Annotated in this window: 18 protein-coding genes; 9 read left to right on the plus strand and 9 right to left on the minus strand. The window is 70.8% G+C overall.

From position 1 onward, the window contains the following. Positions 1 to 208 precede the first annotated feature (208 nt). The 3 genes from galE to idi all read left to right on the plus strand — a co-directional run bounded on the left by galE (position 209) and on the right by idi (position 3,077). The gene (galE, locus tag ACIQWG_RS16675; RefSeq protein ID WP_404095713.1) at positions 209 to 1,180 is read left to right on the plus strand and encodes a UDP-glucose 4-epimerase GalE; all 972 of its coding nucleotides are present in this window, start codon (positions 209 to 211) and stop codon (positions 1,178 to 1,180) included. A 155-nt stretch (positions 1,181 to 1,335) separates the two neighbouring features. Next, positions 1,336 to 2,271 carry a cation diffusion facilitator family transporter gene (locus ACIQWG_RS16680; RefSeq protein ID WP_404095715.1) on the plus strand — a complete coding sequence of 312 codons (936 nt, stop codon included), beginning with the start codon at positions 1,336 to 1,338 and terminating at the stop codon, positions 2,269 to 2,271. Between the two features lie 212 nt (positions 2,272 to 2,483). Next, on the plus strand, positions 2,484 to 3,077 hold the full coding sequence (idi, locus tag ACIQWG_RS16685; RefSeq protein WP_404095718.1) for an isopentenyl-diphosphate Delta-isomerase: 594 nt from the start codon (positions 2,484 to 2,486) through the stop codon (positions 3,075 to 3,077). A gap of 34 nt (positions 3,078 to 3,111) precedes the next feature. Here the strand turns inward: idi and ACIQWG_RS16690 are convergent, their stop codons facing one another. Beyond that, a complete protein-coding gene (locus ACIQWG_RS16690; RefSeq protein WP_404095898.1) occupies positions 3,112 to 3,621 on the minus strand; it encodes an ATP-binding protein in 510 nt (169 codons plus the stop codon). Positions 3,622 to 3,795: 174 nt separating this feature from the next. After that, complete coding sequence (locus ACIQWG_RS16695) at positions 3,796 to 4,431, minus strand: HdeD family acid-resistance protein (RefSeq protein WP_404095721.1); 636 nt, start codon at positions 4,429 to 4,431, stop codon at positions 3,796 to 3,798. 113 nt (positions 4,432 to 4,544) lie between these two features. On the opposite strand from ACIQWG_RS16695, the gene ACIQWG_RS16700 reads away from it, so the two are divergent. After that, complete coding sequence (locus tag ACIQWG_RS16700) at positions 4,545 to 5,294, plus strand: enoyl-CoA hydratase/isomerase family protein (RefSeq protein WP_404095723.1); 750 nt, start codon at positions 4,545 to 4,547, stop codon at positions 5,292 to 5,294. On the opposite strand, the gene ACIQWG_RS16705 is transcribed toward ACIQWG_RS16700, so the two are convergent. Together ACIQWG_RS16705 and ACIQWG_RS16710 are read right to left on the minus strand one after the other, a co-directional pair. Beyond that, positions 5,281 to 5,916, minus strand: coding sequence for a DJ-1/PfpI family protein (locus tag ACIQWG_RS16705; RefSeq protein ID WP_404095725.1), 636 nt, complete (start codon positions 5,914 to 5,916; stop codon positions 5,281 to 5,283). The genes ACIQWG_RS16700 and ACIQWG_RS16705 overlap by 14 nt on opposite strands. Before the next feature lie 23 nt (positions 5,917 to 5,939). Next, a complete protein-coding gene (locus ACIQWG_RS16710) occupies positions 5,940 to 6,899 on the minus strand; it encodes a GlxA family transcriptional regulator (protein ID WP_404095726.1) in 960 nt (319 codons plus the stop codon). 111 nt (positions 6,900 to 7,010) lie between these two features. On the opposite strand from ACIQWG_RS16710, the gene ACIQWG_RS16715 reads away from it, so the two are divergent. The 4 genes from ACIQWG_RS16715 to ACIQWG_RS16730 all read left to right on the plus strand — a co-directional run bounded on the left by ACIQWG_RS16715 (position 7,011) and on the right by ACIQWG_RS16730 (position 11,248). Further along, positions 7,011 to 7,880 carry a hypothetical protein gene (locus ACIQWG_RS16715; RefSeq protein WP_404095729.1) on the plus strand — a complete coding sequence of 290 codons (870 nt, stop codon included), beginning with the start codon at positions 7,011 to 7,013 and terminating at the stop codon, positions 7,878 to 7,880. Between the two features lie 108 nt (positions 7,881 to 7,988). After that, entirely contained in the window at positions 7,989 to 8,120 is a 132-nt protein-coding gene (locus ACIQWG_RS16720; RefSeq protein ID WP_308408657.1) for an LPFR motif small protein, read from the plus strand. Between the two features lie 103 nt (positions 8,121 to 8,223). After that, entirely contained in the window at positions 8,224 to 10,617 is a 2,394-nt protein-coding gene (locus tag ACIQWG_RS16725; RefSeq protein WP_404095732.1) for a Tex family protein, read from the plus strand. A 79-nt stretch (positions 10,618 to 10,696) separates the two neighbouring features. After that, entirely contained in the window at positions 10,697 to 11,248 is a 552-nt protein-coding gene (locus ACIQWG_RS16730; RefSeq protein ID WP_404095734.1) for a putative glycolipid-binding domain-containing protein, read from the plus strand. Positions 11,249 to 11,261: 13 nt separating this feature from the next. Here ACIQWG_RS16730 and ACIQWG_RS16735 read toward each other — a convergent pair whose 3' ends face one another. The 5 genes from ACIQWG_RS16735 to ACIQWG_RS16755 form a co-directional block, all read right to left on the minus strand. Beyond that, a complete protein-coding gene (locus ACIQWG_RS16735; RefSeq protein ID WP_404095736.1) occupies positions 11,262 to 12,902 on the minus strand; it encodes an ABC-F family ATP-binding cassette domain-containing protein in 1,641 nt (546 codons plus the stop codon). A gap of 105 nt (positions 12,903 to 13,007) precedes the next feature. Continuing rightward, on the minus strand, positions 13,008 to 14,036 hold the full coding sequence (locus ACIQWG_RS16740) for an oxidoreductase (protein WP_404095739.1): 1,029 nt from the start codon (positions 14,034 to 14,036) through the stop codon (positions 13,008 to 13,010). Positions 14,037 to 14,146: 110 nt separating this feature from the next. Next, a complete protein-coding gene (locus tag ACIQWG_RS16745; RefSeq protein ID WP_404095740.1) occupies positions 14,147 to 15,847 on the minus strand; it encodes a BCCT family transporter in 1,701 nt (566 codons plus the stop codon). A gap of 89 nt (positions 15,848 to 15,936) precedes the next feature. Further along, positions 15,937 to 17,196, minus strand: a complete 1,260-nt coding sequence (locus ACIQWG_RS16750; RefSeq protein WP_404095742.1) for a M14 family metallocarboxypeptidase — start codon at positions 17,194 to 17,196, stop codon at positions 15,937 to 15,939. Beyond that, the gene (locus ACIQWG_RS16755) at positions 17,193 to 19,151 is read right to left on the minus strand and encodes a Xaa-Pro dipeptidyl-peptidase (RefSeq protein WP_404095744.1); all 1,959 of its coding nucleotides are present in this window, start codon (positions 19,149 to 19,151) and stop codon (positions 17,193 to 17,195) included. The genes ACIQWG_RS16750 and ACIQWG_RS16755 overlap by 4 nt, the downstream gene beginning before the upstream one ends. Before the next feature lie 207 nt (positions 19,152 to 19,358). Here ACIQWG_RS16755 and ACIQWG_RS16760 point away from each other — a divergent pair, with 207 nt between their 5' ends. Then, a complete protein-coding gene (locus ACIQWG_RS16760) occupies positions 19,359 to 20,858 on the plus strand; it encodes a M1 family metallopeptidase (RefSeq protein ID WP_404095747.1) in 1,500 nt (499 codons plus the stop codon). Positions 20,859 to 20,953: the final 95 nt, after the last annotated feature.

The raw sequence follows: 20,953 nt of genomic DNA on the forward strand, positions 1-20,953 counted from the left end.
TGGGCCGGGCGGCGTGTCGGCAGAGGCTATCGGATGATTGGAAGCCAACGTTCACCGGCTGTTTGACGAACCGATCAACGTGGTTTGCCCTGAGCGCCGACGCGATCATCATCACGGATCCCGGGGTCCGCCCACAAACTCAGGCCCCCAGACCGGGGCATCAGAGACATTGCGTACCGGTCGAAGGCGGGACATAGGGTGGGCCGCCATGACATGGCTGATCACAGGCGGAGCCGGCTACATCGGGGCACATGTGGCGCGGGCGATGACCGAGGCCGGGGAGCGGGTGCTCGTACTGGACGACCTCTCGGCGGGGTTTCCGACCCGGCTGCCCGCGGACGTCACCCTGGTCGAGGGCTCGGCGCTGGACGGTGACCTGCTGAAGCGGGTGTTCGCCGAGCACGCGGTGACGGGTGTGGTGCATCTCGCGGCGCGCAAGCAGGTCGGTGAGTCCGTGGCACAGCCGACGCGCTACTACCGGGACAACGTGGGCGGTCTCACCACGCTCCTGGACGCGGTCGCAGAGGCGGGGATCGAGCGGTTCGTCTTCTCGTCGTCCGCCGCCGTCTACGGCAACCCGGATGTGGATCTCATCACGGAGGACACCCCGTGCGCTCCGGTGAACCCGTACGGCGAGACCAAGCTCGCCGGGGAGTGGCTGGTGCGGGCGGCGGGCCGTGCGCACGGGATCTCCACCGTATGTCTGCGCTATTTCAACGTCGCGGGGGCCGCCGCGCCCGAGCTGGCCGACACGGGCGTCTTCAATATCGTCCCCATGGTCTTCGACCGGCTCACCCGTGGCGAGGCTCCGCGGATCTTCGGCGACGACCATCCGACGGCGGACGGCACCTGTGTCCGTGACTACATCCATGTCGCCGATCTGGCGGAGGCTCATGTGGCGGCGGCCCGGCGGCTCGGCGAACCCGGCGTCAGCGGCGATCTGACCGTCAACATCGGCAGCGGCGAGGGCGTCTCCGTCCGCGAGCTGATCACCGTGATCGGCGAAGTGACCGGCGACCACCGGACGGCCGTCGTCGAGCCCCGGCGGCCCGGGGACGCTCCGCGCGCGGTCGCCTCGGCCGCGCTGGCCGCCGAGGAACTCGGATGGACGGCTCGGCGCGGGGTACGCGAGATGGTCGAGTCGGCGTGGCGGGGCTGGCTGCTGCACCACGGCCGCTGATCATGCGCACCATCTGACCTGCGGATCGTTTCCGCAGGTCAGGGCACATGACAACGGTGTTCAGTGCCGCGTTGCCGGGTACCCCCCGCCCGTAGTTCACTGTGGTCCCGGGACGGGATTTCCGATCGTCCGACGGACACTGAAGGGCGGCTTTCATGGGGGCTGGGCACGACCACGGGCACACGCATGCACCCACGACCGGTACGGCGGCTGCCGCGTACCGCGGGAGGCTGCGGGTCGCGCTGTCGATCACGCTTGCCGTCATGGTCGTCGAGATCGTCGGCGGGATCGCCGCCGACTCGCTCGCCCTGATCGCGGACGCGGCACACATGGCGACCGACGCGCTCGGCCTGGGCATGGCCCTGCTCGCCATCCACTTCGCGAACCGGCCGCCGAGCACGACGCGCACCTTCGGCTACGCCCGCGCGGAGATCCTCGCCGCCCTCGCCAACTGTCTGCTCCTGCTGGGCGTGGGTGGCTACGTCCTCTACGAGGCGATCGAGAGGTTCTTCACACCCGCCGAGACCGAGGGCGGTCTGATGATCGTCTTCGGTGCGATCGGTCTGGTCGCGAACATGATCTCGCTGACGCTGCTGATGCGGGGCCAGAAGGAGAGCCTGAACGTGCGCGGCGCCTTCCTGGAGGTGGCCGCGGACGCGCTGGGCTCGCTCGCGGTGCTGATCTCGGCGGTGGTCATCCTGACCACCGGCTGGCAGGCCGCCGACCCCATCGCTTCGCTGGTCATCGGTCTGATGATCGTGCCCCGCACGCTCAAGCTGCTGCGCGAGACCCTCGACGTGCTGCTGGAGTCAGCCCCCAAGGGCGTCGACATGGCCCAGGTCCGGGCACACATCGTCGCCCTGGACGGTGTGGAGGACGTCCATGACCTCCACGCCTGGACGATCACGTCCGGTATGCCGGTGCTGTCGGCCCATGTGGTGGTGCGCTCGGACGTCCTGAACGCGATCGGCCACGAGAAGATGCTGCACGAGCTCCAGGGCTGCCTCGGCGACCACTTCGACGTGGAGCACTGCACCTTCCAGTTGGAGCCCGTCGGACACGCCGAGCACGAGGCGCGGCTCTGCCACTGAGACGTCGGCCGACCGGCAGGAATGAAACAACCATACGATCCGATAAGACGTCAGTACGGGCGGAATGCAGCGATCCGGTGGTCCGTGGCGTCCTCGTGCTCACAGCCCTCCCGGTGACGGTTCCGTGCCCGCCGCGCCGGGCACGATCAACTGCCGGGAGTGTCGGATTCGTACGGCACACTTGGGGCGCAAGACCGATGTGAAGGATGGGTATGCCGATCACACCTGCCACCACGACGCAAAGTCCGTCGAACGGCACCGCTGACGCGATTTTGCTGGAACTCGTCGACGAGAACGGTGTGACGATCGGCACCGCCGAGAAGGTCGCCGCCCACCAGCCGCCCGGTCAGCTGCACCGCGCCTTCTCCGTGTTCCTCTTCGACGAGCACGGCCGGCTGCTGCTCCAGCGGCGGGCGCTCGGCAAGTACCACTCCCCCGGCGTCTGGTCCAACACCTGCTGCGGCCATCCCTACCCCGGTGAGGCGCCCTTCGCGGCCGCGGCCCGGCGGACGTTCGAGGAGCTCGGGGTCTCCCCGTCGCTGCTCGCCGAGGCGGGCACGGTCCGCTACAACCACCCGGACCCGGTCTCGGGCCTGGTGGAGCAGGAGTACAACCACCTCTTCGTCGGCATGGTCCAGTCGCCGCTGCGCCCGGACCCGGAGGAGGTCCACGAGACGGCCTTCGTGACGCCGGCCGAGCTGACCGAGCGGCACGCGAAGGACACCTTCTCGGCCTGGTTCATGACCGTGCTGGACGCCGCTCGTCCCGCCATGAAGGAGCTGACGGGCCCGTCGGCCGGCTGGTGACGGGCCGGGGCCCGATCCGCCGGACGGGCCCCTCCTACGGCACGTGCGCGGGCTTGAGCGGCACGGCCGCCCAGATCACCTTGCCGCCGCTCGCCGTGTGCTCGACGTCGCACACGCCCCCCGCCTCCCTGGCGACCTCGCGCACCAGAAGCAGCCCCCGGCCGCCGGTCTGGCCGTGGTCGGCCTCCAGGGCGGTGGGGCGGTAGGGGTGGTTGTCCTCCACGGACACCCGCAGCCACTCGGCGCCGACGGCGACCTCCACGGCGAGGGTCGGCGACAGCAGCGCTGCGTGCCGGACCGCGTTCGTCACCAGCTCCGACACGATCAGCAGCACACCCTGCACCAGATCGTCCGAGACCGGCACGCCCTGGCGGTACAGCAGGTCCCGGACGGCGTGCCGGGCCTGCGGGACCGAGGCGTCGACGGCCGGGGCGGTGAACCGCCAGACGCCCTCGTAAGGCAGTGGATTCGGCGGCCGTGGAACGACGGGCTCGTCCGCGCCGCCTGCTGGGCGTGGGCCGGACCCGCGCCCGTGGTTCTCCATCGTCCGGTCGCCACCCTCGCGCTCGATTGTCACCACATGTCGAGTGTTGGTAACGCGCAGGTCCGGGCCGTAGGACTGAACAGAAGTCAGCAGGTATCGAGCGTTTCTGACCGTTGGCGTATGACACGGTCAGTTGTGGGACCGCTCCTGTACCGCTCGTGCCGATTTGGCGAACTATTCGGGTTGTACGGGTTTGGCGGCACCCTTGCCCGATCCGTGCCCTGTGCCCCCTTCTCCGGCGACCCGCTCGGAGACCATGCCGACGATCTTGCGCCCGCCGAAGCCGGTGGCGATCAGACCGAGCCCGTCGAACAGCAGGGCCAGCGAGAAGAGCGTGCCCATCACGTATCTGCTGCTGGGCCAGGCACTCAGCACAAGGATGCCGAGGAACAGGTCGAAGGCGCCCTGCACCAGCGTCCAGCCCATCTGCGGGCCCCGCACCACCAGGCTGCCGACCAGCCGGAGCAGCCCACCGGTGAGGAACAGCAGGGCACCGAACATGGCCAGCGCCTCGGCCGCCGCCTCCGGCCTGCGGATCACCACCACGCCGGCCGCGATGTTCAGCGCCGCGACGACCGCGCCGAGCCAGAAGAAGTTGGTGCCGCGCGCCTGGACCGCGTGGCCGAAGCCGATGACGCCGCCGATCAGCAGGAGCCAGCCGAACAGCAGCATCGAGGTCAGCGTGGCGAACGCGGTGTAGAACAGCCCGACCAGCCCGCCGAGGACCAGCAGCACCCCGAGGGCACCGATCCAGCTGAAGCCGCGTCGGAGTTTCGCCGTCTCGCCCGTGTGTTTGGTGGATCTGGCCATCAGCGCCTCCCAGGTCAGCGTTCCCAGGTCCTCCCTCTTTGCACCTTGTGCCGCGATCGATCACGGAGCCCGTCCTGATCGACCGTTCGGAGCAAGCGGATAGCATCCGCGGCATGGAGCCCCAGCTGCTGCACGGCGTCGCCGACTCGGTCGCCACCGTCGTCATCCACCATCCGGCCAAGCGCAACGCCATGACGGCCGTGATGTGGCGCGCGCTGCCGCCGCTGCTCGGGACGCTGGCCGCCGATCCGGCCGTACGGGTGCTGGTGCTGACCGGTGAGGGCGGGACCTTCTGCGCGGGCGCCGACATCTCCACACTCCGGGGCTCGCCGCGGGAGGCGCAGTCGCTGGCCGTGGCCGCCGAGGAGGCGCTGGCCGCCTTTCCGAAGCCGACGCTCGCGGCGGTCCGGGGGCACTGCGTGGGCGGCGGATCACAACTGGCGGCGGCGTGCGACCTGCGGTTCGCGGAGGAGGGGGCGTCGTTCGGGGTGACTCCGGCGAAGCTCGGGATCGTGTATCCGGCCTCCTCCACCCGGCGGTTGGTGTCACTGGTGGGGCCGGCCACCGCCAAGTACCTGCTGTTCTCCGGCGAGTTGATCGACGCGGCGCGAGCGCTGCGCACGGGCCTGCTCGACGAGGTGCTGCCGGAGGGCGAACTCGACAAGCGGGTCGCGGAGTTCGCCCGGATCCTGGCGTCGCGCTCGCAGCTGACGCAGGCCGCGGCGAAGGAGTTCGCGAACGGGCGCGCCGACCGCGACGATCACTGGGCGGAGCAGGCGCGCGCAAGCGGCGACACCGCGGAGGGGGTCGCCGCGTTCCTGGAGCGCAGGCCGCCGCGCTTCACCTGGACTACGTCAGGATGAACCGGCTGCGCGCGCGGAGGGCGTCGACGATGTGCGCGGGGGCCTTCTGCGGCGACCCGGCGTCGTAGGGCGGCTGCGGGTCGTACTCCGTGGCCAGCTGTACGGCCTGGGCGTGGTCGTCGCCGGCGATGCGCCCGAGGAGGGTCAGCGCCATGTCGATGCCGGACGAGACGCCCGCCGCGGTGACGTACTTGCCGTCGGAGACGACGCGCTCCGCCGTCGGTTCGGCGCCGAAGGGCTTCAGCTGGTCCAGTGCCAGCCAGTGCGAGGTCGCCCGGCGGCCCCGGAGGAGTCCGGCGGCGGCGAGCAGCAGGGAGCCGGTGCACACGGAGGTCGTCCAGGTGCTGGTGGCGTCGGCCGCGCGCAGCCAGCCCAGCACCTGCTCGTCCTCCATCAGCGCCGGCTGGCCGGGGCCGCCGGGCACGACCACGATGTCGGGACTCGGCACCTCGGTCAGCGCCCGGTCGGCGGTGAGTGCGAGGACGCCGGTGTCGGAGCGGACGGGTCCGGCCTCCTTGGCGACGAAGACGGTCTCCGCGTCCGGGAGGCGGCAGAGGATCTCGTACGGGCCGACGGCGTCGAGGGCCGTGAACCGGTCGTAGACGACCAGGGCGATCTGCATCGGTCTTCCCTTCAGTGGGCGGATCAGTGGGCGGATGCGGGGCGGAAACGACGGCGGTACTCGGCCGGGGCCGCCCCGAGTGCCTTGACGAAGGCGCGTCGCATGGCTTCCGGGGTGCCGTAGCCGCTGGCCCGGGAGATCTCCTCGACTCCGTCGGTGGTGTCCTCCAGGAGGCGCCGGGCGTGTTCGAGGCGGATCCGGTCGACGTAGCGGCCGGGGGTCGTGCCGGTCTCGTTCCGGAAGGCGCGGGCGAAGTGGCGCGGGGAGAGGCTCGCGCGGGCGGCGAGCGTCTCGACGGTCAGATCGGCGTCGGGGTGCTCGGTGATCCAGTGCTGGACCTCCCGCAGGGGCTCGCACCGGGCGGTCTGGGCGGCCAGCTGGGCGCTGAACTGGGCCTGGTTGCCGGGCCGGCGCAGGAAGACGACCAGGTGGCGGGCGATGTCGAGGGCGATGTCCCGGCCCAGGTCGTCCTCGACCAGGGCGAGGGCGAGGTCGATACCGGAGGTCACACCGGCGGAGGTGGCGACATGGCCGTCGCGCACATAGATGGGGTCCGGGTCGACCTCGACGGCCGGATGGTCGCGGGCGAGCTTGTCGCAGTACGCCCAGTGGGTGGTGGCGCGGCGGCCGTCCAGCAGGCCGACCGCGGCGAGCAGGATCGCGCCGGTGCAGACGGAGACCAGGCGCTCGGCACGGGGGCCGTGCCGGCGCAGCCACCGGACCAGGTCGGGGTCCGGGGCGCGGGTGCCCCGGCCACCCGGGACCACGAGGGTGTGCGCGTCGAGCCGGTCGTCGAGGGCCTGGTCCGGTACGAGGGTCAGGCCACCGGAGCTGCGTACGGGAGCGCCGTCCAGGGATGCGGTGCGGATGCGATAGCTGCCCCGGGTGTGCTGCTCGGCCCCCGCGAAGACCTCCAGCGGGCCGGTGACGTCGAGGCTCTGCACCGCGTCGAAAAGCAGGAAGAGAACGGTTCGCTGCGCCATGCTCCGATTCTTCGAGGACGCCGGGATGGCCGCAATGACGAGCTCCCCACCTTTTCTGCCATGACGCCAGGGGCGTAGGCGACGTACCAAGCGGTTGGTAACCTGCCGGGCATGACTACTGCCGCCCTTGAGCCCCGTGCCGGCCGCCGCTGCCACAACATGCTCAACTCCCTGCACTCGACGTCCTACTTCGCCCCCGAGCTGGGCGGGGAACTGGCCGCGCTCGGGATCACGCACCCCAGGGCGGCCAACTTCGCGGTGCGGGCGGCCGCGCTGGGCCCGGTCGGGGCGGGCGCGGTGACGGCGGCGTTCTACAACTACAAGCACGAGCTGGTGGCCCGGCACGTCCCCGCGGTCTGGGCGATCGCCTCGCCGGAGGACGTGCTGGCGGCACGCGCGCGTGCCGTGGACGCGGCGCTGCGGCGGCTGCTCGGCGAGGAGGCGGTGGCGTCCGCGGAGATGGCGGAGGCCGCGCGGCTCGCGCTCCGGGCGAGCGAGGCCTGTTCGCGCAGTGCCCGGCCGCTGTACTCGGCGCACGCGGACCTGCCGGTCCCCGAGCAGCCGCACCTGGCGTACTTCCACGCCGCGACCCTGCTGCGCGAGCACCGAGGTGACGGGCATCTCGCGGTGCTGATGGCCGCCGGTCTCGACGGCCTGGAGGCGGTCGTGACGCACACCGCGACCGGCAAGGGCATGACACCGAAGTGGGTCTTCTCCACCCGCGGCTGGGTCCAGGAGGACTGGGACGCGGCCTGTGAACGACTGCGCGGGCGCGGACTCCTGGACGGCTCGGGCGAGCTCACTGCGGAGGGCCTCGCCCTGCGCGACGGGATCGAGGCCGACACGGACCGGCTGGACCGCGCACCGTACGAGCACCTGGGTGCGGAAGGCGTCGCCCGGCTGACGGAGCTCGGTGCCGGGTTCACGCGGGCCGCGATGGCGGCGGGGGCGTTCCCGGCGGATCTGGTCGGCAAGGCCTGAGATCCGACCGACCTGCTTCGAAGGGGCCCGCGATGCATGGCGGGCCGCGACCGCGGTACCCGGAACCTCAGTCGGCCCGTGTGGCCAGGAGAGGAAAGGGTGAACCACGTGTTCCGTGCAATCGCAGATGTCCTGCGGCAGATAGGTGGCGCCGTCGCCACTGTGGTGACGTTGCCTTTCCGGGCGCTCGCCCGGCTCTTCGGGGGCGCGTCGAGCAGTACGCGCAGTCGCCGGGTCTGATTCCGTCCCGCCGCGACGGGCCGGGTTGCCGCCCTGATCCCCGGTTGTCGGTGTCACCTGCCACAATTGCCGCGCAACCTCAGTGAGAAGGCGGGACGGGATCGTGACGACACCCCTCGTAGGGTCCATCGAAGGCAGGATCGCCGCGGAGCTCGGCGTACGGGAGCGGCAGGTGAAGGCTGCCGTGGAGCTGCTCGACGGCGGTTCGACGGTGCCCTTCATCGCCCGGTACCGCAAAGAAGCGACCGAGATGCTCGACGACGCGCAGCTGCGCACGCTCGAGGAGCGGCTGCGGTATCTGCGCGAGCTGGAAGAGCGGCGGGCGGCGATCCTCGACTCGGTGCGCGAGCAGGGCAAGCTGACCGAGGAGCTGGAGGCCCGGATCCGCGGCGCCGAGACCAAGGCGCGGCTGGAGGACATCTACCTTCCGTACAAGCCCAAGCGCCGCACCAAGGCGCAGATCGCGCGCGAGGCGGGTCTGGAGCCGCTCGCCGAGGGCCTGCTCGGTGACCCGAGCGTCGACCCGCTCGCCGCGGCCGCCGCGTTCGTGGACGCCGACAAGGGCGTCGCCGATCCGCAGGCCGCCCTGGACGGCGCCCGCGCGATCCTCACGGAGCGGTTCTCGGAGGACGCCGACCTGATCGGTGAGCTGCGCGAGCGCATGTGGGTGCGCGGTCGGCTGGCCGCGAAGGTGCGCGAGGGCAAGGAGGAGGCGGGCGCGAAGTTCGCCGACTACTTCGACTTCGCCGAGCCGTTCACCGAGCTCCCCTCGCACCGGATCCTGGCGATGCTGCGCGGTGAGAAGGAGGAGGTCCTCGACCTCGTCCTGGAGCCGGAGGAGCCGGCCGACTCGCCGACGGCCCCGTCCTCGTACGAGGGGATCGTCGCCCACAAGTTCGACATCGCCGACCGGGGCCGTCCCGGCGACAAGTGGCTGACGGACACGGTCCGCTGGGCCTGGCGCACCCGCATCCTGGTCCACCTCGGCATCGACCTTCGGCTGCGGCTGCGCACGGCCGCCGAGGACGAGGCCGTCGGTGTCTTCGCGGCGAACCTCCGCGACCTGCTGCTCGCCGCCCCGGCCGGCACACGCGCGACGCTCGGCCTGGACCCCGGTTTCCGTACGGGTGTGAAGGTCGCGGTGGTCGACGCCACCGGCAAGGTGGTCGCCACCGACGTCATCCACCCGCACGTCCCGGCGAACAAGTGGGACGAGGCGATCGCGAAGCTGGCCCGGCTCGCCAAGGAGCACATGGTCGACCTGGTCGCGATCGGCAACGGCACCGCGTCCCGCGAGACCGACAAGCTCGCCGGTGAACTCATCACCAAGCACCCGGAGTTGAACCTCACCAAGGTGATGGTCTCCGAGGCCGGCGCCTCCGTGTACTCGGCCTCCGCCTTCGCCTCGCAGGAACTGCCGGACATGGACGTGTCGCTGCGCGGCGCGGTGTCGATCGCGCGCCGCCTTCAGGACCCGCTGGCCGAGCTGGTGAAGATCGACCCGAAGTCGATCGGTGTCGGCCAGTATCAGCACGACCTGTCCGAGGTGAAGCTGTCGCGCTCGCTGGACGCGGTGGTCGAGGACTGTGTGAACGGCGTCGGCGTCGACGTGAACACCGCCTCCGCGCCGCTGCTCGCGCGCGTCTCCGGCATCACCTCCGGCCTCGCCGAGAACATCGTGTCTCACCGGGATGCCAACGGCCCGTTCACCTCCCGCTCGCAGCTGAAGAACGTGGCGCGGCTCGGCCCGAAGGCCTACGAGCAGTGCGCGGGCTTCCTGCGCATCCGCGGCGGCGACGACCCGCTCGACGCGTCCAGCGTCCACCCGGAGGCGTATCCGGTGGTGCGGCGGATGGTGAAGACGTCGGGCCAGGAGGTGGCCGCGCTGATCGGCAACACGGGCGTGCTGCGCTCGATGCGGCCGGACGAGTTCGTGGACGAGACCTTCGGTCTGCCGACCGTCACGGACATCCTCAAGGAGCTGGAGAAGCCGGGCCGTGACCCGCGTCCCGCCTTCAAGACGGCCACCTTCAAGGAGGGCGTCGAGAAGATCTCCGATCTCGCCTCGGGGATGGTCCTGGAGGGCGTCGTGACGAACGTGGCCGCGTTCGGCGCGTTCGTGGACGTCGGTGTCCACCAGGACGGGCTGGTGCATGTCTCCGCGATGTCGAAGACCTTCGTCAAGGACCCGCGGGACGTGGTGAAGCCGGGCGACATCGTCAAGGTGAAGGTCCTCGACGTGGACATCCCGCGCAAGCGGATCTCCCTGACCCTGCGGCTCGACGACGAGGCCGCCGCGCAGGGCGGTCAGCAGGGCAACGGCGGTGGCGAGCGCCGGCAGCGGGGCGGGCGTCCGCCGCAGCAGCGGCAGGGCCAGCGGCAGAACCGGGGTGGCGGTGGCGGCGGGTCGCGCCAGGCGCCGCCTCCGGCCAACAGCGCGATGGCCGACGCACTGCGGCGCGCGGGTCTGCTGGACCCGAAGCAGGGCAAGCGCTGAGCCGATCCCGACACGACACACGGGCCCGGCCCCTCCGACAGGACTCGGAGGGGCCGGGCCCCGCCCGTACGGTGGTGGCATGCCGACGTCGCGTGTCATCACCTGGGAAGTGCAGGCAAGCAAGGGCATCGAGACCGCCTGGACGGAGCTCGGCGGCGACGCCCTGCGGGGGCGTGGCCGGGCGGTCGGTACGGATCCGGAGCCGTACTGGATCACCTACGAACTCGACACGGCCGGCGCCTTCGTGACCCGTCGGCTGCACGTCACCGTGGAGTCCGCGGACGGCGTCCGCGAGCTCGACCTGCGACACGACGGGGCAGGGCGATGGACGGCGAACGATGAGCGGCTGCCCGAGGCCGACGGCGCGCTCGACTGCGACCTCGGCCTGTGTCCGCTGACCAATACGATGCCGGTGCTGCGACATGCCCTCCATCGGGGGCCCGGGGAACGGGAGTTTCTGATGGCGTGGGTGTCGGTGCCGGACCTGGCCGTCGTCGCGTCCCGGCAGACGTACACGCATCTGGGCGCGGGCCGGGTTCGTTTCGTCTCCGGCGACTTCCGCAGGGACATCGAGTTCGACGAGGACGGCTTCGTCGTCGACTACCCGGGACTGGCGAGCCGGCTCGGCTGAGCCGACGGACCCTCTAGCGTTCGGTCACCTTGCCGTCCGCGACCTCCAGGCGGCGGTTGACGTGGACCGCGTCGAGCATGCGCCGGTCGTGGGTGACCAGGAGGAGGGTGCCCTCGTAGGAGTCCAGGGCCGACTCCAGTTGCTCGATGGCCGGCAGGTCGAGGTGGTTGGTGGGCTCGTCCAGGACCAGCAGGTTGACGCCCCTGCCCTGGAGGAGGGCCAGGGCGGCTCGGGTCCGTTCGCCCGGGGAGAGGGTGGCGGCGGAGCGCAGGACGTGGTCCGACTTCAGACCGAACTTGGCCAGAAGGGTGCGGACCTCGACCGGTTCGGTGTCCGGGACGGCCGTGCAGAAGGCGTCCAGCAGGGACTCCTCGCCGTGGAACAGCTTGCGGGCCTGGTCCACCTCGCCGATCAGGACGCCGGAGCCGAGCGAGGCCTGGCCCGCGGTCAGCGGAACGCGGCCGAGCAGGGCGGCCAGCAGGGTCGACTTGCCCGCGCCGTTGGCGCCGGTGACGGCCACCCGGTCGGCCCAGTCGATCTGGAGGGACACCGGACCGAGGGTGAAGTCGCCGCGTCGTACCTCCGCGTCCCGCAGGGTCGCCACCACGGCTCCCGAGCGGGGTGCCGAGGCGATCTCCATGCGCAGTTCCCACTCCTTGCGCGGCTCGTCGACGACGTCCAGGCGCTCGATCATGCGCTGGGTCTGACGGGCCTTCGCGGCCTGCTTCTCGCTGGCCTCGCTGCGGAACTTGCGGCCGATCTTGTCGTTGTCGTTGTTCGCCTTGCGCCGGGCGTTCTTGACGCCCTTGTCCATCCAGGAGCGCTGCATCTGCGCCCGGTCCTGGAGGGCGGCCTTCTTGTCGGCGTACTCCTCGAAGTCGTCGCGGGCGTGCCGGCGGGCCACCTCGCGCTCCTCCAGGTAGGCCTGGTAGCCGCCGCCGTAGAGGTTGATCTGCCCCTGGGCGAGGTCTAGTTCGAGGACTTTGGTGACGGTGCGGGTGAGGAACTCGCGGTCGTGGCTGACGACGACCGTGCCGGCGCGCAGGCCGCCGACGAAGCGTTCGAGGCGCTCCAGGCCGTCCAGGTCGAGGTCGTTCGTCGGCTCGTCGAGCAGGAACACGTCGTAGCGCGAGAGCAGCAGGGAGGCCAGTCCGGCGCGGGCCGCCTGGCCGCCGGACAGGGACGTCATCGGCTGGTCCAGGTCGACGGCCAGGCCGAGCGAGTCGGCGATCTCCTCCGCCCGCTCGTCGAGGTCGGCGCCGCCCAGGTCCAGCCAGCGCTCCAGGCCGGTCGCGTACGCGTCGTCGGCGCCCGGCGCGCCGTCGACCAGTGCCTGTGTCGCCTCGTCCATCACCCGCTGGGCCTCGGCGACGCCGGTGCGGCGGGCCAGGAACTGCCGTACCGTCTCGCCGGGCCGTCGCTCCGGCTCCTGCGGGAGGTGACCGACGGTCGCGGTCGGCGGGGACAGCCGTAGCTCACCTTCCTCCGGCGCGGTCAGCCCGGCGAGCAGACGGAGCAGCGTGGACTTGCCCGCGCCGTTGGCCCCGACCAGGCCGATCACATCTCCGGGGGCGACGACGAGGTCGAGCCCGCTGAACAGGGAGCGGTCGCCGTGGCCGGCGGCGAGGTTCTTGGCGACGAGGGTGGCGGTCACAGAGGGCGATCCTAGTGGCCCGCGCGGATCGGGGGCGTCACGGTGTCCCGCGCACCGGACGAAGGCGGGGCTGTTCGATGCGCGGCTTCGGCCGGCGGGCGTCGCTCAACGGGCCATCGCTTCCACCAGCACACTCCCCGATGTCCGCGCCACCACGAAGGACTCCCCCTTCACCGCCTTGGCGTCCAGCGCGATGCGATGGCGGCCCGCCTCCAGGATGCCGTCGAAAACCTCATGGGTGTGGGCACGGTAGAGCCGGTCGAGGCGGTACGCGGTGAGCCGCACCCGGCAGGGCGAGGTCACCTCGACACCCGCCTCGCCGTCGGCGGCGACGAGCCGGGTCAGCCGGCGCTGTTCGACCGGGCTGCGGTCCAGGGCGTGTTCGATCTGGGCGACCAGCAGCGGCACGATCGGCGCGAGGCCCTCGACGTAGGTGACGTCGACACCGGCGTCCGCGAAGGCACGGCGTACGGCGGCGCGCCGGTCCTCGCCGACCCCGCGGCCGAAGGCGACGGCGCCGTAGGTGCGCAGTTCGTCGGCGAGGACGCCGTCGACGTGGTCGGTGATCTCGGCGCCGATGTTGATGGTGCGCAGCGCCGCGGCGAGCTTGGCGAGGAGGGCGACGCGGGCGCCGATGAGGAGCACCCGGCGGCGTGGGGCTCCGGTGTCGTGCTCGTGGTCGAGCAGGGAGCCCAGCGCCGCGCGGTACCCGGCGCCGTGGAAGCGGAAGGGTCCGATGCCGTGGTACCCGTTGAGCTCCAGGTCGGCGTGTTCGTCGGTCTGCCAGGCGAAGTCCCGCCAGACGTAGTCGTCCCCCTCCTTGTCGATGACCGCGGTGACGGCGCCGCAGGCGAGGTCCGCGCACTCGGGGCAGCCGTAGATGACGTATCTGCTCTCTGGAAGCGGGGCTTCCGCCTCCAGCAGCAGGCTGCGGACGCTCGCGGTGAAGATGGCGGGCGGCACGTCGGAGGCCAGCGGGGAGACGGCGTCGAGGTCGGACAGCTGGAACAGCAGCGGGCGTCCGTCGACGATGAAGTCCACGAAATCCCGGTGCACCTGGTAGTCACCGTTGGCGAGGACGCCACCGGCACGCATCGCCGGTGCCAGGCCGAAGGTCGCGTACTCGGCAGACATGCTGTGAGTATCCCCAGAGCGGGACCGATATGAGCGCGGCATGACATATTCCGCTACGTCCCGCCCTGGGAAGCGAACGTACGGCCCAAGTGGGGCCGTACGTACGGTGCTCAGCCGTGGTCGTGGCCCAGCGGGTCACCCTCCGTCTCGGTGCCGGGACCCGGTCCGACCTGGATACCGAAGTCGCCGTCGAACCTCTTGTGGCCCTCGATCACGGCGATTGCGACGGCCTCGGAGCCCATCTCGCGCCGCACGATGACCGGATCCTGGCGCAGATCGCGCATGAGGGCGACGCACATGCCGATCATCACGAGGACAAAGGGCGCGGCGGCCAGGATGGTGAGGTTCTGAAGGCCGGTGAGCGCGTCGCCCTGGCCGCTGCCGACCAGCAGCATGATGGCGGCGACGGCTCCGGTCACCACACCCCAGAACACGACGACGAACCGGCCTGGTTCGAGGGCGCCCTTCTGGGAGAGCGTGCCCATCACGATGGAGGCGGCGTCGGCGCCCGAGACGAAGAAGATGCCGACCAGGATCATCACGAGCAGGCTGGTGACGGTGGCGATCGGGAACTCCTGGAGGAGGCCGAAGAGCTGGCCCTCAGGAGTGTCCTCGCCGGAGAGTCCGCCGTCCTCCTTCACCCTCATCGCCGTACCGCCGAAGATCGCGAACCAGACGAGGCTGACGGTGCTGGGCACGAGGATGACGCCGCCGACGAACTGCCGGATGGTGCGGCCACGGCTGATGCGGGCGATGAACATGCCGACGAAGGGCGTCCAGGAGATCCACCAGGCCCAGTAGAAGACGGTCCAGCTGCCGAGCCAGTCCGCCACGCCCTCGCCGCCGCTCGCCTCGGTACGGCCGGCCAGCTGGGGCAGGTCGCCGAGGTAGGAGAAGATCGAGGTGGGCAGCAGGTCGAGGACGATGATCGTGGGTCCCGCGATGAACACGAACAACGCGAGGATCAGCGCCAGCACCATGTTGATGTTGGACAGCCACTGGATGCCCCGCTCGATGCCGGAGATGGCGGAGGCCACGAAGGCCAGCGTCAGCACGGCGATGATCGCGACCAGCAGACCCGTGCTCACGTCGTCCATCCAGTCCAGCTCCTGGAAGCCGGAACCGATCTGGAGCGCCCCGAGGCCCAGGGAGGCCGCGGAGCCGAAGACGGTGGCGATGATCGCGAGGATGTCGATGACCCGGCCCGCGGTGCCGTTGGCGTGCTTCTCGCCGATCAGCGGCGTGAAGACCGCGCTGATGGTCTGGCGCCGGCGCTTGCGGAACGTGCTGTAGGCGATGGCCAGTCCGACCACCGCGTAGATCGCCCAGGGGTGCAGCGTCCAGTGGAACAGGGTGGTGGCCATCGCCGTCTCCATGCGTTCACCGGAGTTGGCGGGGTCGGTGCCGGGCGGCGGGCTGGTGTAGTGCGCGAGGGGCTCGCTGACGCCGTAGAACATCAGGCCGATGCCCATGCCGGCGCTGAACATCATCGCGACCCATGACACCGTGCGGAACTCGGGCTCCTCGCCCTCGGTGCCGAGGTGGATACGGCCGTAGCGGCTGATCGCGAGCCACAGCGCGAACACCACGAAACCCGAGGCGGCCAGCATGAACGCCCAGCCGCCGTTGTGGATGAGGCCGTCGAGCATGGTCGTGGACACGCTCTCCAGCGAGTCCGTGGCCGCCCAGCCCCAGATCACGAAGGCCAAGGTGATGGCGGCGGTGACGCCGAACACCACCCGGTCCGTATGGCGGCCGGTCTCGTCGTGAGGACCTTCCCGGCCGCCTCTCTCAATCAGATCGTCGGTCATCAGCGGCACCTTCCCCAGGAAACGGTGGATACGCAGGTTCCACATCGTCTTCCCAGGACCTACCACAGATCCCGCCGAACGCAGCCCTGTCAGCAGTCGGTGTCGGGCTCGGCCGCCGTGAGGTGATACGGAGCGCGCTCGTCGAGGAGGAGCGGGACGAGGGCGCGCAGGGACTGGCGCAGCGGGACGTAGGTGCCGTGCGTCCGCACCCCGTGCAGGGCGAGTTCGTCCTTGACCCGCGCGTACTGCTCGGCGGTGAGCCGGTAGCCGCAGGGCGGGTCCTGGATCACCTCCGCCGGTTCGGGCGGGTCGTTGTCGGCGCCGCCGAGATAGACCGGGCCCCTGTCCGCGTAGCCGGTGAGGCGGGCCAGTCCTGTCGCCGCCTCGACCTGGCCGCGCCGGGCCTCGGCGAAGTCGAACAGACCGTCCAGCGCGGCGAGTTGGGAGTACACCCGGCGCCGGTTGTTGAGCGACGCGTCGGCCTGTTCCTCCTCGGTCAGCGGATCGACGCGGCTCTCGATGAGCAGGCCCACCGAGTGCTTGACGCCGGACATGTTCCGCAGGATGCGTTCCTGTCCGTCACCGGCGACCTGCTTGATCGGCTCGCCCGTCGCCGGGTCGGTCCAGATGCCGTACGTACCGGTCGAGTGGCCGGCGCCCGCCGCGGCGGGACGCACATACGCCTCGGACAGGGACTCGGCGGCGTCGTGGACGTGCTGGTCGGTGTTGAGGTTGCGCGGCCACAGGTCGAACAGATCCTTGTCGTAGTACGGCGGTGTGGCGCCGTACTCGTGCAGGTCGTAGATGACGTCGGGGCGCTGGTCGCGGACGACCGCGGCCATGGCCCGCCCCTCGGCGGTCGCCAGCGTGATGTGGTCGCGGTTGATGTCCACCCCGTCGCTGTTGCCGCGGGTGTCGGCGGCCCGGCCGTCGGGGTTGGCGGTGGGGACGACCAGCAGGGTGGTGCGCTCCAGGAAGCGCAGGGTCCGGCGGTCCTTGGCGTAGGCCAGGTCGCGGACGGTGGACAGACAGGCCTCGCGGCCGGAGGGTTCGTCGCCGTGCTGGCTGCACACGAGCAGCACCTTGTTCGGGGCGGGCCGGGTGCCGATGCGGACCAGTTGGAGCGGGCGGCCCTGTTTCGTCGTCCCGATGCGGGCGACCGACATCCGTTCGCTCGCCCGGTCGACGGCGGCCAGGAAGTCCTGCTCCTCGGGCTGACCGGTCCAACGGGCGCCGTCGGAGAGCTCGAAGCCGGTGCGGGGCGGGGCGTCGGCGGCCTGGGCCGGTATGGCCACGAGCGACGCGGCGAGGGCCACCGCGGTCACGGTGAGGGCTCGGATACGGGTCACTGGCCTCCCTCCGGGATGCGGTGAACGGGGCGCGGCAGGGTCGTCAGGCCGTCGAGGAGCTCGGCGACGGGGGCGGCTGACGGCGCCTCGGCGGTAGCACGCGCGAAGGCCCGGGCGCCGCCGACCAGCGGGACGCGGGCCTTCGTACGGGACAGATCGAGGGTGAGCGTCGGCGTGGTCGACGGAGGGTCGATCAGGTCCTTGTCGGTGCCCGCGACGATCAGGGCGAGGCGGTGGCCGGCCGGTACGACGTGGTCGGTGGCCGCGAGGTCCAGGGTGATCGTGTACGGCTTGCCCGGGGTGAGCGGCCGGCCCGTCAGGTCCGAGGCGTGGTTGCCGAGGTCGGCCCAGCCGCGGCTGACCACCGTGTACTCGACGTCGGCCGTCTTGGCCTTCGTCTCCTTGAAACAGGCGCTGTCGCCCGCGGTGCTGACGCCCCAGCAGGTGCGGTCGGTGAGGGTCGTGATGCCCTCGCCGCTCGCCGCGTAGTCACGGACGGTGTCGGGGCCGAGGTCGACCAGGACGGCGGACAGGTGGGCCGTCGAGGTGGTCGGGGTGGCGGTGACGGTGACCTCCGAGGAGCCGGACAGGCGCAGGTCGCGGCTGAGCGGCGTGGTCACGAAGCCCGCCTTGTCGGGGGTGGGCGTGTCGATGTGGGCGGCCCAGTCGGTCTCGCTGTGCTGCGGGTCGTCGGTGAAGGTCTCGGTGCCCTTGCCCTTGCTGAGGCCGAGCCTGCCGACGCCGGCCTGAGCGCCCTCGGCCGGGCGCAGGGTGGTGGTGTCGGTGCCGCGCGGGGGCCAGACCTGGGAGGTGACCCACTGGTCGGGGTGGCGCTCGATGTCGGCCATGGGCTCGCGGTCGATGCCGTTGTCGTAGCCGAGGAGTTCGTGGTCGAACCAGCGGTGCAGGGTCTGAACCCACTCGGCGCGGCGGAAGTCGAAGGGGTCGACGTGGCCGGTCTGGGAGAGCCAGATCTTGCGCTCGACGCCGTTCTTCGCCAGCGCGTCCCACCACTGGCCGACGTGCTTCATACGGACGTTGAGGTCCTGCATGCCGTGGATCAGGAAGACGCTCGCCTTGACCTTGCGCGCGTCCTTCACGTAGTCGCGCTCGGTCCACAGCGGGGTCCAGTCGCCGGTGCGCGGGGCCCCTTCGGCGAGCATCTGCTGGACCGGGCCGCACTGGGCGCGCGCGTCAGGGCTGTCGACGTAGTCGGAGAGCCAGTCGGGGCCGGAGTCGTACAGCGGGGCGCCCTGCTGGAAGTAGTAGTCGTACCAGGAGGAGATGGCGCTGATCGGCACGATGGTCTTCAGGCCCTCGACGCCGGTCGCGGCGACTCCGTTGGCGATGGTGCCGTCCCAGCTCTTGCCGATCATGCCGGTGCGGCCGTTGGTCCACTTCGCGGTGGCTCTGGTGGTGCCGGTGCGGGTGGTGTACGCCCTGCCGCGGCCGTTCAGCCAGTCGACGACGGCCTTCGCGGAGCGGATGTCGGAGCGGCCGCCGACGTCCACGCAGCCGTCGGAGCGGTTGGTGCCGGCCAGGTCGACACCGACGAAGGCGTAGCCGCGGGGCACGAAGTAGTTGTCATAGAACAGCGGCATCTGGACGACGTCGCCGTCGGCGTCGTACGTCTTCTTCTGGCTCTCGTTGCCGCGCCCGCAGCAGGAGTAGTACGGGCTGGCGTCCATGACGACGGGCACCTTGCGGCCCTGCGCGGCCGGCTCCCGGGGCCGGACGATGTCGACGGCGACGCGGTCGCGCTTGCCGTCGCGGTCGAGGTCGAGTCCGGTGTCCACCCACACGGCCTCGCGGACGGCGTTGTCGTAGGAGTAGACGGGCCTGCTCTCCTGTGGGCCGGCGTGGGCCGTCGCGGGTGCGAGGAACGTCGCCATCAGGGCGGCCGCGGCCGCCGTCGCGAGCGATCTCCAGAGCGTGAAGCGCGTGCGTTTCGGCATGCGCGGACGGTACATCGGTCAACTCCCGCGCAGAAGAGGGCGACTGACGGCACATGAGGTGTCGTGTGGCCGACAAACACTCCTGTGGCGGATCCATCCATGTCGGCCGAATGGCGATCGTGTGACAGCGGTGGTCATGGACACGCAGGGGGCACAGGTACTCAATAGGCTCCGGACAGACTTCGGCCCCTACGACTTGGAGCTTTCGTGCACCGCAGAATCATGGCGCCGGGCGCACTCGCAGCCGCCTCCCTGATGCTGGCGATCCCGGCTTCGGCGGCGAGTCACTCCCCCGGCGCTCCGGGCATCGGCGACCCCTACTACCCGGCCTACGGCAACGGCGGCTACGACGTCTCCCACTACGACCTCCGGCTGAAGTACCAGCCGGCCACGGACCAGCTGGAGGGTACGGCGACCCTGCTGGCGAAGACCACGCAGGACCTGTCCCGCTTCAACCTGGACTTCCTGCTGGACGTCAGCGAGGTCCGGATCAACGGCGCGAAGGCGTCGTTCGCGACCTCCGGCGAGCACGAGCTGGAGATCACGCCGACGAAGCCGCTGGCCAAGGGCACGTCCGTCACCGTGGTGGTGCGGTACCGGGGCGTGCCGTCGACCAAGGAGGCGTACGGCTTCAACGCCTGGCTGCGCACCCCGGACGGCGGGGTCGCCGCGGGTGAGCCCGAGGGCGCCTGGTGGTGGTTCCCGAGCAACGACCACCCGCTCGACAAGGCGACGTACGACGTGTCGGTGCAGGTGCCGAACGGCACGCAGTTCATCTCCAACGGGACGCTTCAGTCGACGAGTTCGCGGGCGGGCTGGACCCGTTACAACTGGCGTTCCAACAAGCCGCAGGCGACATATCTGGCCACGTTCGCGGCCGGACGCTTCGACGTCACCACGGGGACGTCCGAGAGTGGCATTCCGGTCATCAACGCCTACAGCCGCGACCTCGGAGAGCGCGCGGGGGCGGCACGGGCGAGCATCGAGCGGACCGGGGAGATCGCCGACTGGCTGAGCGAGTACTTCGGGCCCTATCCGTACAACGCGCTCGGCGGGTATGTGCCGAACACGAACACCGGATACGCGCTGGAGACGCAGACCCGGCCCTTCTACAGCCCGTCGAACTTCGCGAACGGGTCGAACACCTCGGTCGTCGTGCATGAGCTGGCCCATCAGTGGTGGGGCGACATGGTGTCCGTGAAGGACTGGAAGGACATCTGGATCAACGAGGGCTTCGCGCGGTACGCGCAGTGGCTGTGGTCCGAGCACGAGGGCGAGGGGACGGCGCAGGAGATCGCCGACTACGTGTACGCCTCGCGTGCGGCCGACGATCCCTTCTGGGCGGTGGAGCCGGGTGACCCCGGGCCGGAGAACCAGTTCCACATCGCCGTCTACGACCGGGGCGCGCTGGCCCTTCAGGCGTTGCGCAACGAGGTCGGGGACGACGCGTTCTTCGCCGTGCTGAAGGGGTGGCCGCAGAAGTACGCCTACGGCAACGCGTCGGTGGCCGACTTCCGGCGGTACGCCGAGGAGGTGTCGGGCAAGCCGTTGGCCGCGCTGTTCGACACGTGGCTGTTCCAGCCGTCGAAGCCGACGGTCGGGACGGCTCGGGCGGCGTCGATCGCGCGGTCTTCGGTGGCTCCGGCGCAGCCGAAGTCGTGGGAGAGGATCGCGGCGACGAATGGTGTGCATGAGCACGAGCACTGAGTGCTGGGTGCCGGGTGGGGCGCATTGAGTGCCGGGTGCTGAGCGCTGTGTGCCTGGCACTGAGCGCTGTGTGCCCGGTGCTGAGTGCTGACTCT

It is taken from the genome of Streptomyces sp. NPDC098781 (assembly GCF_044759995.1).
Taxonomy (GTDB): domain Bacteria; phylum Actinomycetota; class Actinomycetes; order Streptomycetales; family Streptomycetaceae; genus Streptomyces.